This is a genomic window from Candidatus Binataceae bacterium (assembly GCA_036495685.1).
Lineage (GTDB): Bacteria > Desulfobacterota > Binatia > Binatales > Binataceae > JAFAHS01.
This window is the reverse complement of sequence record DASXMJ010000003.1, coordinates 1-15,606: the sequence shown is the minus strand read 5'-3', so window position 1 is coordinate 15,606 and position 15,606 is coordinate 1. Positions and strand designations below refer to the sequence as shown.

The window sequence follows — 15,606 nt, the reverse complement described above, 5'->3', positions numbered from 1 at the left end:
CTGCGGGCTGATAAAACCTCCCAAGGTTCTCAGTCGTCCCGAACGACTTCAGGTGCCATCGGAGAGGGCCATCACCGCGAATGACTGAACCGATTCGCGAGCAACCCAGACGGCCCGAGTCAGCGAAGTTGCAAGGTTGCGTTCGCCTACGGACGAGTGCCGTTTAGGGAATTGGCCAGACCGCGATGTTGATCGCGCAGCGCCGGCGGCATGGCCGGGCCGAGTTTGTCGAAAAACTCGGCGGTCGATGCGACCTCGGCGGACCATTCGTCGTTCTTGACCGCTAGGTCTTCGCGCATCCGGTCCCCGGCCGCGTCAAGACCGTGAAGGTTGAGATCTTCAACCCGCGGTATTCTTCCCACCGGCGTATCGGTAGCGGTCGCGCGTCCGTCAATCCGATCGAGCATCCACTTGAGCACGCGGAGGTTCTCGCCAAAGCCCGGCCACAGGAATTTTCCATCGCGGCTCTTGCGAAACCAGTTAACCATGAAGATGCGCGGCGGATTCTTGATGGCACCCTCCATTTTGAGCCAGTGCCCGAAATAGTCGCCCATGTTGTAGCCGCAGAACGGCAGCATCGCCATCGGGTCGCGCCGAACCACTCCCACCGCGCCGGCCGCCGCCGCGGTTGTCTCGGAACCCATGGTCGCACCCAGGTACACACCATGAGTCCAGTTTTCGGACTCGAGCACCAGGGGCATGGTCGTCGCGCGCCGTCCGCCAAATACGATCGCGGAGATCGGAACCCCTTGAGGATCGTTGGCGTGGGGTGAGAGCGCGGGATTGTTGGCCATCGGAGTGGTGAAGCGACTGTTGGGGTGCGCGGCCTTTTCGCCGGCGTTCGGATTCCAGGGGCGGCCTCGCCAGTCAATCAGCTTTTCCGGTGGGGCAGTTTCCATGCCTTCCCACCACACGTCGCCGTCCGCGGTCATTGCAACATTGGTAAAGATGGAATCGTGACCGACCATCTTCATCGCGTTGGGATTGGAATGGGAGTTGGTCCCCGGAGCCACCCCGAAATACCCATTTTCCGGATTCACGGCCCACAAGCGGCCATCCTCTCCGACCCGCAGCCACGCGATGTCATCGCCGACCGTGAATACCTTCCACCCGGCGAATTCCGCGGGTGGCGTGAGCATCGCAAGATTGGTTTTGCCGCACGCGCTGGGGAAGGCTGCCGCGACATACCTGGTGTCGCCCGCGGGGCTCTGAATGCCCAGGATGAGCATGTGCTCCGCCAGCCACCCTTCTCGGCGACCTTGCCAGCTCGCGATCCTCAGCGCGAAGCATTTCTTGCTCAGCAGCGCGTTACCGCCATAGCCCGAGCCAACCGACCAGATCGCGTTGTCTTGTGGAAAGTGACAGATAAGCCGGCGGTCCGGATTCAGGTCCAGGGTGCAATGAACACCGCGGCAGAAGTCTTCGCGCTCGCCCAGCATCGCCAACGCCGGCGCGCCCATTCGCGTCATGATCCTCATGTTGAGAACCACGTAAACGCTGTCGGTAATCTCCACTCCGACCTTGGAGAATGGGGAGCCCAGTGGTCCCATCACGTAGGGAACCACGTACATGGTGCGCGCGCGCATGGAACCCTTGAGCCATCCGCGCAGCTTCGCGTAGGTCTCGTCGGGCGGCGACCAGTTGTTGGTCGGCCCTGCGTCCCGTTGGTTGGGGGTGCAGACGAAGGTCAGGTGCTCAGTACGTGCGACGTCATTGGGATCAGAGCGGTGTAAGAACGAGCCGGGCTTCTTCTGGACGCTGAGCGGGATCAAGGTTCCAGACTTGACGGCCAGCGCGGTGAGACGATCTCTTTCCGCCTCCGAACCGTCGCACCAGACGATTTGATCGGGCGTGGTCAGACGGGCGATTTCCGCAACCCACTCGCTGAGTGCTCGGTTTTTCTTCTCGTGTCGCTCTTCGTTCAGGGTCACAGGCTCAACTCCGTCCAGTTCGGTCCGTCGCGACCGCTGCGATATTGCTCGCTAAATTCAACGCGGCCAGTCAGACGCCGTATGTATTTAGATTAGCTAATCACGACGGTCAAAGCCAGATACATTAGCTCGGCTTCAACCGCCTTAATTTTTAAGGCAAAAGCGGACGGGTCGGCGACCCGGCGCGCTCGCAGAGGTGGCGCTCAATAGGCGGCGCTTTTGCGAGTCGATTCGATCAGGCGCTGAATTTCCTCTTCGGTAAATCCGGCGAGCAACCGCGCCTCGCGCGCGATGGTTAGGGTCATTCCGTCGTCCTTCTGCAGATCATCGGCCAGCCGACGACCACCGCGGAAGTTGAAGACCTCATCCACCGTCTCCTGAAAGGCCTGTGCGCGCGCCAACCGCTCGGGGTCGCCCTCGGTGAGCTTGCGCATCCACTTGGAGCCCATCCGGACGTGGGTAATCTCGTCGGCCAGCACGTAGTCGATAGAGCGTTCGATCACTTCATCGCCATTGCGCTGCGCAATCCGGATGAGTTGATCGAACACGTCGCATGCGAGTCCTTCCAACCCCCGGTTGATTCCGGCGACCCGGGCGGCCGGGTCTTCCGCCTGAGTGCAGCGCCAGAGAATTTCGGTTTCAACGTAGTCGCCCGGCTTGGCTCCCATGTATTCGACCAGCCGCTGGAAAATTTCGCTGTGACGCGATTCGTCCCACACTTGGCGCGCCATATCGAGCTGGAACTCCCACGGGGCGTCGGGAAAATCGAACAGGGTCCGCCCGGCCGCCTCCATAGCCTGCAGTTCGCCCGTGTAGATTCCATGCAGCCGCGCGCGCAGCGTTTCTTCATCGAAGGGCAGGGCATTGTTGCGTTCCATTCCCTGTTCCTCGCGGATTTCACGGACCTGTTTGCCACGCATCAGCACGAAATTCTCGGGTCGCGCCAATCGATCAACTGGTATGCATCGTTCCATCGCCGCTCTCCCGGCCGTGGTTAGTAGGCCGCGCTCTTGCCCATCCCCTTGATGAGCCGCTCGATTTCCTCGTCGGTGAATCCCGCCAGCAGACGCGCCTCGCGCGCAATGGTGAGGGTAGCGTCGATTTCCACTTCCCTGTCGCCCAGGCGCTGCTTGATCTGTGCGGCGCCTTCCTGCGTGGTGCGGCCGCCACCGAAATTAAACAGGTTGTCGATGTTGTCCTGGAAGGCCTGCGCTTTCCGCAGCCGCTCCGCATCCCCCTCGGTGAGCTTGCGCATCCATTTTGAGCCCATCCGCACATGGGTGATCTCGTCAGCCAACACGTAGTCGACCGCACGCTCGATTATCGGATCGCCCATCTTCTGCGCCATTCGAATCAGCTGCTCAAATACATCGCAAGCCAGTCCTTCGAGGCCGCGGTTGATGCCCGCCACGCGACACGCCGGGTCGTCGATCTGCGTGCATGACCACAGCACCTCGCTTTCGGGGAATTCGCCAAGATAGGATCCGACATACTCGAGCAGCTTCATATAGATCTCGCTATGGCGCGATTCGTCCCAGACCTGGCGCGCCATATCAAGCTGAAATTCCCACGGCGCGTCCGGAAAGTCGAACAAGGTGCGACCCGCCGCTTCCATCGCCTGGAATTCTCCGGCGCAGATTCCATGCAGCCGCGCCTTGAGGAAGTCTTCTTCAAACGGCATGGCGTTGAACGGAGTCAGCCCCTGGTCCAAGCGCGCCTCGCGAATCTTGTCCAGCGGGACCAGAATGTGATCTTCAGGGCGCGCCAGCCGGTCGACCGGAATCATCTTATCCATCGCGTGTCCTTCTCTATTTGGTCCAGGCCGACCTAATGTTGGTAAGGTCCCCAGCTTCTCTGACGGTCCACCTGCCGCCTTCCGGGCCGATTCGGAATTGCAAAGTCAGTGACTCGCCTTTTGGTCCGGACAGACGTGCTTTGACGAAATAGTGTTCCACGACGCGCGCCTTGCCAAGGATGTGCATTTGTTTATAGACCCCTGGCTTGATGGCACCCGCGATCTGAGCGACCCGGTCACGCGCCCGCTCCTCCGTCATTGCCAGCGCTTCGGCGGGGTTTCCGGCCATCAAGACAGCCAGAAACCGGTCGATCGCCGCCAACATCTCGGGCGGGGGCTGCTTTATTGGTCCAATGGGCTGAGGGCCCATCACGTTGGCGCGGTTTCCCAGGTCAGGCATTAGTCGCGCCTCCCGGTTCCCGGCTGTAGTGCTGAAGATCGCTCCACGGCGAACGTTTGGCGCTGATATCTTCGACTTCCGCGATCATCCATTTGCCGTCCGCCTGCTTCCACCGTATCAGCAAGGTGAGTGCGCCGCCCGTAGCTGAAAACCTGGTCTTCGCCATGAACTGCATTCCAATCTTCGCGCACGCCAGCAGCTCGTAACGATCCAGCGGCCGGCGCGCACCTATTGCCGCCGCGACCGCGCGCCAGGTCGCAAGCCCAGCCGCTGTCACCATGGCTTCGGCCGCGCGGTCGTCGCTCGCAATCAGAACGCGCGCGTGCTCAGCGATTCGCTCGTCGAGTTCCGGAACCTTCATCAGCTACGGCCGACTTTGCGCGGCACCTCCTGCTCGGTGGGGAAACCGGTCACCCCGCCCGACGTGGCCAGCAGTTCTTCGAGATGCCCCTGCCACTGAGCCGCACGTCGGCTCTTTTCGGGTGAATCGAGCAGATCCCCGAGCAGCACCAACCCCTTTTCGACATGCGCTTTTTCTTCCTCGAGCATCTTGGCGAGAATCCGAATGGTGGGCGGTTCATAGACCGGATTGGCGGCCGTTACGTGCGCGCTGTAGTGCATGATCAGGTGAGGCTTCAGCACCCGGTAGATTCCCGCCAGCCGCTCGATGGTATCTTCCCACTCTTCCTTGTCTTCGATCTCCTGGATAAACGAGGCGAAGTTTTCGTTTGCAGGCTTGGAGACTTGCGCTTGCGCGCGCAACTCCGGCAGTCGCTTGCCCAGTGCATCCGCGTGCAAGGCGTCTTCATAGACCTGTTTGGCCATTTCAAGCTTAACCGGAATTTCCGGGGTTAGCGCGATCCATCCCGCCATCATGCGCATCATTCGCTCTTCGGCGAATCGGTAGTTCATGATGTGACTAACGCTCTGGCGGACGCTGTACACGCCATCGAGCGTACGTCGATCGTAGAACGCCATCGTCTCTATAACTCCTCGCAGCCGTTGGTCTTAGATTCGACCCGCCGCGCGAGAAAGCGGCCTTCGACCAACCGCGATATCTCGCGCCAGTAAGATTCTTTGTCCGAATGGCGCAGCCCATGACCGCCCATCGCCCATCCTGCACACAGCATGTGAATGGCATGTACGGCGGAGGGCACGTCATCCACCTGGATAACGCCGGCCTTGCGCCCTCGTTCGATGACTTCGGCGACCGCCGACAGGTAGCGATCGCCGATCTTATTCATTGCTGCCTTGTATTGCGTCCGTTGCGCGAGGTAGCGGGCTTCGTGATGCAGTACGGCGAACGCCTCTCGGTATCGATCTATGATATTGAGGATCTCGTGCATTACAGCCGCAAGCTCAAGGCGTGGGTCGGCGCCCGCACGTTCATTAATGGCCGGCAGTTGATCTACTAGCTCGGCAACCATCGATTCCGCGATCAGGACCAGGATCTCGTCCTTGCTCTCCAGGTAAACGTAGATCGATCCCGCAGCGAGCCCCGCTTCGAGCGCAAGTTCTTTGACCGAGGCTTCATGAAACGATTTGTGTTCCAGGACTCGGCATGCGGCCAGAAAAATCTGCCGGCGGCGCTGAATGGCGAGGGCCTCGTCGTGAGGCGAAGTTCTGAGTGCTGCGCTTGGCATCTGCGGCAAGAGACGCGGTCAATTTGGTAGAGGTATATTGAATGAACGTTCATTTGTCAAGATTTGAGCGTCGATTGATGCCGAGTCTTTGTCTCAGTATTTTTTGTTCGCCCATACTTGGCGGGCGGAGGGTAAAGTGGCCACAGAGAAGCCATATTTTCTTAAGGAAAGTACCGCCGACCGGATCTTCAACCGGTTGTTTGGCCTTTTGCTCCGGGTTGGAATCGGCGCGCGCTACAACTACCTGCTCGAGACTCGGGGCAGAAGGACCGGGCGGGTTTACACCACGCCGGTCAACCTTCTCGAAATGGAGCGACACAGGTACCTTGTGGCAGTTCGTGGAGAAACGGGATGGGTGCGTAACGCTCGCGCGGCTGGATCGATCTTACTAAAAAAGGCGAACCGACGAATGGAGTTCAGAGTCCGGGAGGTCGAAGTCAGTGCGCGAGCTCCGATTCTCAAGGAATTTCTAGATCGTTACGCGGCCCAAGTTCAGCGTTTCTATCCGGTCCCGAAAGGCGCGCCGGTCGAATCATTTCGCGAGATGGCGTCACGCGCCCCAGTGTTTGAACTTCAGGAATGACGATTAGACAGATTTCCGCCTGATGGAGAATGAGTCCCAGGTTTTAGGCTCCCTGACCGGCGATGTCGATGTCGCCGAAGATACGATTACGGCGGCGTACGGTGGGGTGATTCCGTGGCGCGTGGTGGCCATGCTGCTGGTCGTTCTCGGTTTTCAAGGTTACGCCGCGGCCATCCCCACCATTGCCGCACCCTGGTTCAGCAAGGACTTTCATCTGAGCGATCCAGCCATGGCCAAGGTCTTTGCCGGGTTTGCGCTCTCCTCTTTTGGTGCCTTGGCGCTCGCTCGGATGGTCGATCGCGTCGGTCGCAGACGCGTCCTAATGTGGTCGGCTATCGCGATGCCGATTGCGGCCCTTGGTGCAGCGACAGCTCACGAAGTGGTCGTTTTCGTTGCTTTTGTCATCGTCGTTGAAGCGTTTCTTGGAGCAGCCCTAACCTGCTCGGTCGTCATGTTGGCAGAGCTACTCCCGGTCCCGCGGCGGGCCGATGGGCAGAGCTGGGCCGGACTGGCCACCGCCGTTGGTGGAGGACTCTGCGTCTTTCTCGCACCCGTATATCCCAGGCTCGGTATGTCGTGGCGCTGGCTACTCGCAATTCCAGTTGCGGGTATTGTGATCTTACCGGCGGTAGTGGGCTCTATTCCGGAAAGCATGCGCTGGCGGCGCGAAGCACGCGAAGTGGAGTCGAGACCCACGCACTTCTACGACATCTTTGTGCCGCTCTATCGAAAGCGTGCAATTACCATAATTGTCTGTTCCTTGCTCGCGTACCTTTCTGTAGAGGGGGTTAATTCGTATTCATATTTCCACGCGGTTTCGGTCATCGGACTTTCGGCCGACTTCGCCAGCGCGTTTACAATCATCGGCGGCGGTGTCGGCATGCTCGGTTTTCCTATCGGCGCGTGGGCAGCAGAGCGATTTGGACGCGTTCCGACGATCGTGACTTGCGGCACCGCGACCTCAGCAATCGCACTTGCCTACTACTGGGGACCACCGAATAATTTCGCCCATCCGGCGCTTTGGCTCGGTGTCGCATTCCTTTTCATGAATGCAACTACCAATGCGACCACGGTTGCGTCGCTCGCCGCGGTTACTGAACTTCTTCCGACCGCATTGCGAGGCACGATGATGGGTTGGGTCGCCCTCACCACCGCGTTCGGCGCGCTGAGCGCCGAAGCGACTATCGCGACGTTCGCGGCAGCAGCTGGCGGCATTTCGGTGATGACGGGCTGGCTCAGCCTGCTGGGAATCCCGGGCGCTATCCTCTTCGGCATGATAATCGACGAAACCCGCGGCCTCTCGCTCGACGCCGCCGCCAAAGAGGCAGCATTCCACGCCGATCGCTGAATCCCCGGACAGCCGATGGGCGGGTACGCCGCCCATTTCAGTGATGATTCGCCTCCGAAAAGGCCTCCAGCGAGCGCGAGCAGCTTTGGAGAGTCGACAGTCGGGTTTGGCGATGCGCTACAGTAGTGCGCCCGCTGGTCCTTGTTTCGATGTTCTCTCGCCCAGAGACGACCGCATAGATCGATAGCGCCACCGGGGAAATTTGCGCATTCCGAGCTTCAAAGACCATCGCGTCATACGCATAGAATCCCGCGCGTGACGATTTGCAGAGCACCTCAGCGGTCCAGGGGGCGCGCGGTCGCGTACCGGTCCGCAGGCGTCCATTCACTCGGAATCCGTCCGAATTTTTTCGTCACTTCATGCTTGAAGCTCAGTGCTTGGCGCGGGTGGGATGTCGGCGACACCGAAGCCGGCGACCTCGATGGCCGCGCGCTTGGAGGCGCAGCCCCGTGACTCGATTGGATGGTTACGCAGCCGCACTACCTTCGCTACGAATTCGCAGGGCCGGCGCCGCCGCTCGGCGCGCGTCGTCACGACGCTCGAGGATCACGGCGGTTAAAATCAGAAGGGAGATACCCACCACATTGACCTCGAGGTTGGCGATGGCTCGCACGCTACTCTCCTGGATCACGACATATCCGACGCAACTAAGCAGCAACCCCAGCCCGTAGATCGTCAGAGAATGGCGTCCGCACGAGATGCACAGTTCGGCCACTCGCTTCTTGAGCCACGCCGCTTTAGGCGGGACGTAAAACGCAAACACGTAGAGCAGGGCCAGAACGTTGATGATTCGGAGGGGGGAGAGATAAGTCTTGTCGCTCGGCCAGATGTAGGAGAATGGCGCCATCTGCGTGAGGCCGAACTGATTGAGCGGCCAGGCAATGAGCACGGTGATCGCTAGGAATCCAATCGCGACTCGCAACCACCGCTGTCCCCATGGCAGTTTTTCCGGTTCGGTTCTGCTCAAATGAGAAACCACCAGGCCGATCGTATAGAGGAGTTGCCAGGTGAAGGGATTGAAATACCATTCGCGTCCCGAGCGGTCCGCGCTCAGGTTCCATCCGAAGTTCCACGCCAACAGGTAAACGGCGGCTGAAATCAGCAGCGCGATTCGATAGTCGCGCTTGATGATCACGATCAAAAAGGGAGCGGCTGCCAGTAGTAGAACGTACATCGGCAAGATGTCCATAAGCCGCGGCAGGTAGGAAAGCGTAACGGCAGCGAAGATCGCCCCACGCGGGTCCTCTGCGATCCACTGCAGTTTGAGAGAGTCTACGTAATCGGCACCCGAATAACGCCCACCTATCCAGACCATCAACCCGGCGATTCCTACGATGAGGAGCAAGTGAGCGAGATAGATTCTGGCGCAATTGCGCCCCACGGCCTTAGCGCACGCTGTGAACCCCAGTTTGCTTAAGCGGGAGCCATAGGCCAGGTAGCTTGCCATCCCCGAAATCAGAACAAAGACCTCGGCTGCATCGCAAAAAGAAAAGTTTCTCAGAGTCCATGACGACAGTGGGTTTCCTGGCACATGATCGATAAAGATCACGATCAGCGCGATGCCGCGACAGAAGTCGAGGCGGAAATCGCGTTCGCGGGTTTGGTTCATGCCGGCCGTCAAAGGATGATAAAAAGCCTGTTATTTTTTCAAGTGCACAAATCCAAGTTCAGGATTGCCCAAAAGTTGAGCGTCGCGCTCTCTATTTCGATTGACAGCGAGCGGCAGCAATGTCCGTGCCGATGCGCAATTAATGCAACTTCCTCCAAAATAGACGCGCAGACATCAACAATGGTTTCAAAAGGGTTAGCCCGACGAAACCGATCATTCCAAAAGGTGGAGGTAACTTTGACCGCATCACTCGGGAATCACGTCCGAAAGACGGTTTACTTTGCGCAAGTCCGGGAACATCAGCATCCAAAGAAGGACAACCGCAAGGGTGCCCAGCCCGCCGATAACCACCGAGGGCACGGTGCCGAACCACGCTGCAGTCACGCCCGATTCGAATTCGCCCAACTCGTTTGAAGCCCCGATAAAAAGATAGTTCACGGCGGAAACCCTGCCGCGCATCGCATCCGGCGTAGCGAGCTGCACCAGCGACAATCGAACATAAACGCTGACCATGTCGAAGGCCCCCAGAAAGACCAGCGCCGTCAGGGAGCGGACAAAGTTGTGCGAAAGGCCGAAAACTATCGTCGCGCATCCAAAGCCAGCCACGCACGCGAACATGGTTATTCCGACCTTCGCTCCAAGCGGTCTGCGCGCAAGCATCAGGCCCAGCGTTGCGGCGCCCAAAGCAGGAGCGCTGCGCAGCAATACCAGCCCGATCGGACCTACGTGCAGGATGTCCCGGGCGTAAATCGGCAAGAGGGCGGTTGCACCCCCAAGCAGTACGGCAAACAGATCCAGCGAGATTGCTCCGAGGATAACGGGCTTGCGCCAGATGTACGAGATGCCCGCCGTCAAGTGGCCGAGCCTTGTGGATGCCGCGGCCCGCGGCATCGAAGCGCCTCGGACGCGCAGCGTCGCTACAAGTATGGCAACTGCGACGAAGCAGGCCACGCAGGTGCCATATGCGATCGCAGGACCGAGCAGATAAATCGCGCCGCCCAGCGCCGGGCCTACTATCACCGCAGTCTGGCGAGTGGACGACGTCAGCGCCACTGCACGCGGGAATCGCTCTTCGGTTACCAGCCTCGGCAGAAGCGACTGTGAGGCCGGCGCGGCGAAGGCTCTTGCGGTGCCGAACAAAGCCAGCACTGCATAGAAGGGCCATATGTTGTCGGGCGGTGCCAGTGCCATCGCGAGGAACAGGAGTGAGCTTAGAGTTTGAAGGACATAGGTCGCTGCTAACATCGCACGGCGATCCACGTGGTCGGCGAGCGCTCCCGCGGGAAGGGCGAAAAGCGCAAGCGGCAGAAACTGAAACAGGCCGACATAGCCGAGCGCGAGAGGCTCGCGAACCAGGTCGTAGACCTGCCAGGCGACCGCCACCGACTGAATCATCATCGCGATGGTCGCCAAGAAGGTGCTAGCGAGATATTGGCGGAAGTCGCGTTGCTCGGACCCTTCAACCAGCTTTGCGTCGAAGTGGGAAGCGCCCACAGGGTCTTTCGCGGCACCGGCCTTCATCCGGTTCGCCGCTTACTCAACTTCGAGGGAGTGTTCGACGAATTCCCCAGCGGTGGGATCCCACACGAAGGCGGCGGCGCGGCTAAACCGGGCCGCGCGGATCGACAGTACGACATACGCGGTGTCCGGGTAGTCCGGCTGCGAGGGATCGAAGGAGCAGGCCTGGGCACGATCGGTCGGAGAGAAATACGCATCATGATCGGGATGCGAATGATAAACGATTTTGAGCCCGAGTTTGCGGCGGTCGATTTCGTTGAGCACGGCCAGGTGCTCCTTCGGTTCCATCAGGAACGCGGTACGCGCATCGCGAGGAAAGGCCTTCGGGTCGTCCGCGTGCTTGCGGTTCTGGATGTTCGCGATCGGACGCACCTCCTCGGACGAGTCGTTTCCGATGATGAACCCGCAACATTCGTTCGGGAATTCGCGTTCCGCCTGTGCGACAATCGCGTCAAGACTCGCTCGCCGGATGGTCACGCAGCTCATCGGCCTTCGGCTCCCCGGAGGCGTGCGGCGCGCTCCGCGGCGTGAACCTGGCGGACCAGCATTTGGTTGACCGGGGCCGTCAGTCCGGTCTGCACAGCGAGTTCCACGATCTTACCGTTAAGCCAATCGATGTCGGTACGCCCCCGATTCTTGAGATCGTAGAGCATGGTTGGACGATGGGTCTCGGTGGCCGGAATGAGTCTTCCATAAAACGTGTCGAGGTACTCGCTCTCACTTGCGAAAGGCAGTGCCACCTCAAGCGTGCGCGCCACTGCAAACGCCTCGCCGATTGCCTCATCCATGATCGCGCGCAGGTCCGGATCCCCGGCCAGCTCTCCGTATGACTGTTCGTAGAGAGCGCCGAGGGCATTCAACGCCACGTTATAGAGCAGCTTGCTCCAAATGAGCGGCATGATGTCCGCGCACCCGACCGCGGCCACTCCCGCACTGTTAATGAGCCGAGCTACCTCGGCGGCGCGTACCGCCAAAACGCGCGATAGCTCCCCGTGGAGCGCAGGCGCGGGGCCGATCGCGACTGGGTCCGCGAACACCGTCACATGCACCGCTCCCGGGCGCTGCAGCTCGGAGCCGAAGATCACACGTCCGCCCAGAACGCGCCCTAAGCCAAAACGACTGGCAAGCGCCTCGATGTTCCCGAGGCCGTTTTGCATCGAGACGATCACCCCGTGCTCCGACAGACGTTCGGCAATATCATATGAAATCGCGGCGGTGTCGTAGGGTTTGACCGTGCACAGAATCAGCTCGAATCGCCCCTCAAGCTGCGAAGGTCGGTCGGCGAGGTTCAAGCCCCGAATCGTGTGTGTACCCAACAACCCCGTGATTCGGAGTCCATCGCCCGCGATCGCCTCCATGTGCTTGCGCCGCCCAAGCAAGGTCACGCGGTGACCGGCCGAATGGAGCATCGCGCCCAACACCGAGCCGATCGCGCCGGCGCCCGCGATAAGAATTTTCGCCTCATCCACGGTGGAGAAGTTATCTGCCGCGAGAAGCGCAAACAACGCCGGCAGCGCGCTTGCCCGTGGCGAGCGCGAGCGAGTAGAAACGGCGCATGGAACGGACGTCGATTCGATTGGGCGGTATCGACCTGCACAGCACCATAATGAATGCCTCGGGGCCGCGCTCCGCCGAGCGCGGCGAAATCTACGAACTGTCCGCCGTGCATGCGGGCGCGCTAGTGTTCAAATCGTGCAACCTCGCGGGCCTCGAGGACCCGGAGAATCTCAAGAATCGTGGAGTGGAATACTTTGCGGCGATCGCTGGAGAACTGGTCGCGCGTGGCAAGCCGATTATCGGCAGCATCGTTGGCACGAGCGAGGACGAATTCATTGCGGTGGCTCGCACCCTCGACCGGGCCGGCGTCGCGATCCTCGAGCTTAATCTCGCCGACGAGTTTGTGGGCAACTCGGTTGCGCCGTTCGCATCCTTCGAACGGCTCAAGGCGCTAATCGGCGGGGTGCGTGGCGCGGTGAACTGCGTGCTGGCCGTGAAGCTTCCCCCCCGGTCCCCGTTTGCGCCGCGAGCCCTGGCCGAACTCCTCAAATCCATGCAGGTCGCGATAGCGGTTTGCCAGAACGATCTGCCCAAAGAACTCGAAATCGACCTCGCCACCGGCGCGGTCAAGGGTAAGGTCCGCGCGCTTTCTCACGCGCATGCGATGTACCTCGAGAGCGAGGATCTTCTCGATATCGTGGCGGTGGGGGGAATCAATAGCGGTCGCGATGCTTACGTCGCTCACCTCAGCGGCGCCAAGGGACTGCAGGTCGGCTCGGCCTTGATAAAAGAAGGGGCGGGCGCGCTCGGCCGGATTGATCGCGAACTGGATGCGCTGCTGGGCGAGCATGCCAAGCGCTCGGTCAGCGAGATAGTCGGCGAGCTCACCTTCACCGAAGCGTGAGATCTGAGGCGGGAACATTTGAAGGTCGGGCAAGGAGAAGCCTCGGTCCTTTCCGGTCAACAAAAACGATGAGGCTGCAGCGCTATCGACACCTGTTTGCGCGGGCTCTATACACCTGAAGGCCGGGCTGTCGCGCGGTGCCCGCGTGAAAACATGAGGCGTCGAAGCGGATGGGTTGAAGGGCGCGCGTCTTAAGTCCCACCGGTAGACTCATCATCTCGTGCTCATGGAGCTGGGCCGGGGCAATCGCGCACGTGATCCAAAATCGCGGCGCACCCAAGCTGAAGGAACTTCGCCCACTTGGTGTCGTTGGCTTGCCTTGCGAATCCCTTCTCTGCCCTTGGTCGGTTGAATCGCTGAGCGTGCGTGTGGTTAGCTCTCTAGTTCTAGTGCCATGCAAGTAAATATCGAGACCCCCAGCGCGCTTCGGCGCAAAGTCACCATCGAAATCGAACGGGATGAGATAAAGCGCGAGCTCGACCAGGCCTACAACGAGTTGCGGCGCGGCGTCGTGCTAAAGGGTTTCCGCCCCGGGCATGCTCCGCGCAATTTGTTGGAGCGATTTTTCGGTGATCAGGTACGCGGCGAGGTGATCCAGAAACTGGTGCGCGAATACACCGAAAAGGCGCTCGAAGAGAATAGCCTCAAGCCGATCGTCTCTCCGGAGATCGTGACCGAGGAAACCGATCTCAACAAGTCGCTCAGATTCAGCGCGACTTTCGATCTGCGTCCTGAAATTACGGTCAAGGACTATGCAGGGCTTAAAGTTCCCGAGTCCAAAATCGAGGTCAAAGACGAGGAGATCGAGCAAGCGCTCGGCGCACTGCGTGAGCGGCAAGGCACGCTGAAGAAGATTGAAGACCGCAAACAGGTCACCGATGGCGACTACGTACTCGCGACCGTCGAGGGGTTCGTCGACGACCAACCGCTTTCCACCGGCAAGTCCGAGGATCGTCTGCTCGAAGTCTCCAAACGCGCCTTGGCGCACGGACTCGACGAAATTCTGATCGGCGCCGAAATCGGCCAGCCGGTACGCGCGACCCGTTCCTACGAGGCCGACTATTCGCAAAAGGAGTTGGCGGGAAAGACGGTGGAGTGGCGCGCGCAGATCAAGGAGATCTACCAGCGTGTTCTGCCGGTACTCGATGACGAATTCGCCAAGGACAACGGCACTGCGGACTTGGCCGAACTGAGCAAGAAGGTTCGTGATGACCTAGAGCGTCATGCACGGGCACAGGCCGATGCGCGGGTACGCCAGGGACTGCTCGAGCTGGTCATCGAACGCAACGCGATCGAGGTGCCGGAATCGCTCGTGGAGCGTGAGACGCAGGCCATGGAAGAAGAGCTCCGCTCAACGCTGCGCGCCGGAGGCCTGGCGCAGGAGCAGGTTGCCGAGCAGGTAAAGAACGCGGGCGAGGACCTGAAGCGGCGCGCTGAGAAGCGCGCACGCACCGCGCTCATCCTCGATGCGCTCGCGGAGCAGGAAAAGATCCAGGTCAGTGACGAAGATCTAGGTGACCGCGTCGCAAAGCTCGTGACCGAAGCGGGCCGGGCGCGCGATCGGGCGGCGGAGTTTTATCGCCACGAGGAAAACCGCCAGATGCTGCGCGGAACGATGCGGCGCGAAAAGACGCTCGATCTTTTGCTCGAGCGTGCGCAGCGTGAAAATGAGAGCGCAAGTTCCTAGTTTGTCAAGTCGCGAGACGCTGTTTGATTGCGTCCCGTCGTTGCCCGATTGTTGCGGAGCCGATACAATTTAATGGCGTCAGCGGCCAATCCTCCCGAGAACTCGCCGTGGCTGCGACGCGCCGCGGGGTTATGAGTAACCTGGTTCCGATCGTAGTCGAGCAAACGGGCCGTGGCGAACGGGCGTATGACATCTATTCGCGCCTTCTGAAGGACCGCATCGTTTTCCTCGGTACCGAGGTAAACGACTTGGTAGCCAACCTGATCACGGCGCAATTCCTGTTCCTGGAGTCCGAGGACCCCGAAAAAGAGATCAGCTTCTACATCAACTCGCCGGGCGGTTCGGTGACCGCCGGAATGGCGATCTACGACACCATGCGCCTGATCAAACCGGACGTGGCCACGTGGGGAATGGGCTTCGTCGCGTCGATGGGCCAGTTCCTGCTCTCTTCGGGAACTCCGGGAAAACGTTATCTGCTGCCGAACACCCGGATCGTGATGCACCAGCCTTCGGCCGGAGTCGGCGGTGTCGCCTCGGATATCGCCATTCAGGCAGAGGCGTTCAAGGCGACCAAGGCGCGAATGGCCGAGCTGACCGCACGGCAAACCGGGCAAAGCCTGGAGACCATTACCCGGGACGCCGACCGGGACCGCTGGTTCACCGCCGAGGAGGCGTTGGCCTACGGCTTTGT

16 protein-coding genes are annotated in these 15,606 nt (G+C 60.2%); 5 read left to right on the top strand and 11 right to left on the bottom strand.

The features are described 5' to 3' along the window. Positions 1 to 146: 146 nt before the first annotated feature. From VGI36_00330 to VGI36_00300, 7 genes are all read right to left on the bottom strand, one after another. Complete coding sequence (locus VGI36_00330) at positions 147 to 1,931, bottom strand: phosphoenolpyruvate carboxykinase (GTP) (GenBank protein HEY2483558.1); 1,785 nt, start codon at positions 1,929 to 1,931, stop codon at positions 147 to 149. A 203-nt stretch (positions 1,932 to 2,134) separates the two neighbouring features. Further along, positions 2,135 to 2,905 (bottom strand): DUF455 family protein, encoded by a 771-nt coding sequence (locus VGI36_00325; protein ID HEY2483557.1) that lies wholly within the window; start codon positions 2,903 to 2,905, stop codon positions 2,135 to 2,137. Positions 2,906 to 2,925: 20 nt separating this feature from the next. Beyond that, positions 2,926 to 3,726, bottom strand: a complete 801-nt coding sequence (locus VGI36_00320) for a DUF455 family protein (GenBank protein ID HEY2483556.1) — start codon at positions 3,724 to 3,726, stop codon at positions 2,926 to 2,928. A 13-nt stretch (positions 3,727 to 3,739) separates the two neighbouring features. Further along, positions 3,740 to 4,126 carry a hypothetical protein gene (locus VGI36_00315; GenBank protein HEY2483555.1) on the bottom strand — a complete coding sequence of 129 codons (387 nt, stop codon included), beginning with the start codon at positions 4,124 to 4,126 and terminating at the stop codon, positions 3,740 to 3,742. Continuing rightward, positions 4,119 to 4,487 carry a hypothetical protein gene (locus tag VGI36_00310; GenBank protein HEY2483554.1) on the bottom strand — a complete coding sequence of 123 codons (369 nt, stop codon included), beginning with the start codon at positions 4,485 to 4,487 and terminating at the stop codon, positions 4,119 to 4,121. The genes VGI36_00315 and VGI36_00310 overlap by 8 nt, the downstream gene beginning before the upstream one ends. Continuing rightward, positions 4,487 to 5,104, bottom strand: a complete 618-nt coding sequence (locus tag VGI36_00305) for a hypothetical protein (GenBank protein HEY2483553.1) — start codon at positions 5,102 to 5,104, stop codon at positions 4,487 to 4,489. Before VGI36_00305 ends, VGI36_00310 begins: the two co-directional genes overlap by 1 nt. Positions 5,105 to 5,109: 5 nt before the next feature. After that, on the bottom strand, positions 5,110 to 5,769 hold the full coding sequence (locus VGI36_00300) for a TetR/AcrR family transcriptional regulator (protein HEY2483552.1): 660 nt from the start codon (positions 5,767 to 5,769) through the stop codon (positions 5,110 to 5,112). Positions 5,770 to 5,905: 136 nt separating this feature from the next. On the opposite strand from VGI36_00300, the gene VGI36_00295 reads away from it, so the two are divergent. Next, on the top strand, positions 5,906 to 6,352 hold the full coding sequence (locus VGI36_00295) for a nitroreductase/quinone reductase family protein (protein ID HEY2483551.1): 447 nt from the start codon (positions 5,906 to 5,908) through the stop codon (positions 6,350 to 6,352). Between the two features lie 22 nt (positions 6,353 to 6,374). Beyond that, positions 6,375 to 7,700: an MFS transporter gene (locus VGI36_00290; protein ID HEY2483550.1), complete on the top strand. Its 1,326-nt coding sequence runs from the start codon at positions 6,375 to 6,377 to the stop codon at positions 7,698 to 7,700. A gap of 466 nt (positions 7,701 to 8,166) precedes the next feature. On the opposite strand, the gene VGI36_00285 is transcribed toward VGI36_00290, so the two are convergent. The 4 genes from VGI36_00285 to VGI36_00270 all read right to left on the bottom strand — a co-directional run bounded on the left by VGI36_00285 (position 8,167) and on the right by VGI36_00270 (position 12,296). Continuing rightward, positions 8,167 to 9,309: an OpgC domain-containing protein gene (locus VGI36_00285; GenBank protein HEY2483549.1), complete on the bottom strand. Its 1,143-nt coding sequence runs from the start codon at positions 9,307 to 9,309 to the stop codon at positions 8,167 to 8,169. Between the two features lie 246 nt (positions 9,310 to 9,555). Next, the gene (locus tag VGI36_00280) at positions 9,556 to 10,830 is read right to left on the bottom strand and encodes an MFS transporter (GenBank protein ID HEY2483548.1); all 1,275 of its coding nucleotides are present in this window, start codon (positions 10,828 to 10,830) and stop codon (positions 9,556 to 9,558) included. 12 nt (positions 10,831 to 10,842) lie between these two features. Next, positions 10,843 to 11,313, bottom strand: coding sequence for a M67 family metallopeptidase (locus tag VGI36_00275; GenBank protein HEY2483547.1), 471 nt, complete (start codon positions 11,311 to 11,313; stop codon positions 10,843 to 10,845). Next, a complete protein-coding gene (locus VGI36_00270; protein ID HEY2483546.1) occupies positions 11,310 to 12,296 on the bottom strand; it encodes a ketopantoate reductase family protein in 987 nt (328 codons plus the stop codon). The genes VGI36_00275 and VGI36_00270 overlap by 4 nt, the downstream gene beginning before the upstream one ends. 86 nt (positions 12,297 to 12,382) lie before the next feature. Here VGI36_00270 and VGI36_00265 point away from each other — a divergent pair, with 86 nt between their 5' ends. From VGI36_00265 to VGI36_00255, 3 genes are all read left to right on the top strand, one after another. Then, positions 12,383 to 13,228 (top strand): hypothetical protein, encoded by an 846-nt coding sequence (locus VGI36_00265; protein ID HEY2483545.1) that lies wholly within the window; start codon positions 12,383 to 12,385, stop codon positions 13,226 to 13,228. A gap of 394 nt (positions 13,229 to 13,622) precedes the next feature. Continuing rightward, a complete protein-coding gene (tig, locus tag VGI36_00260) occupies positions 13,623 to 14,915 on the top strand; it encodes a trigger factor (protein ID HEY2483544.1) in 1,293 nt (430 codons plus the stop codon). A 131-nt stretch (positions 14,916 to 15,046) separates the two neighbouring features. Then, on the top strand, positions 15,047 to 15,606 hold a 560-nt coding region (locus tag VGI36_00255), incomplete at its 3' end, for an ATP-dependent Clp protease proteolytic subunit (protein HEY2483543.1).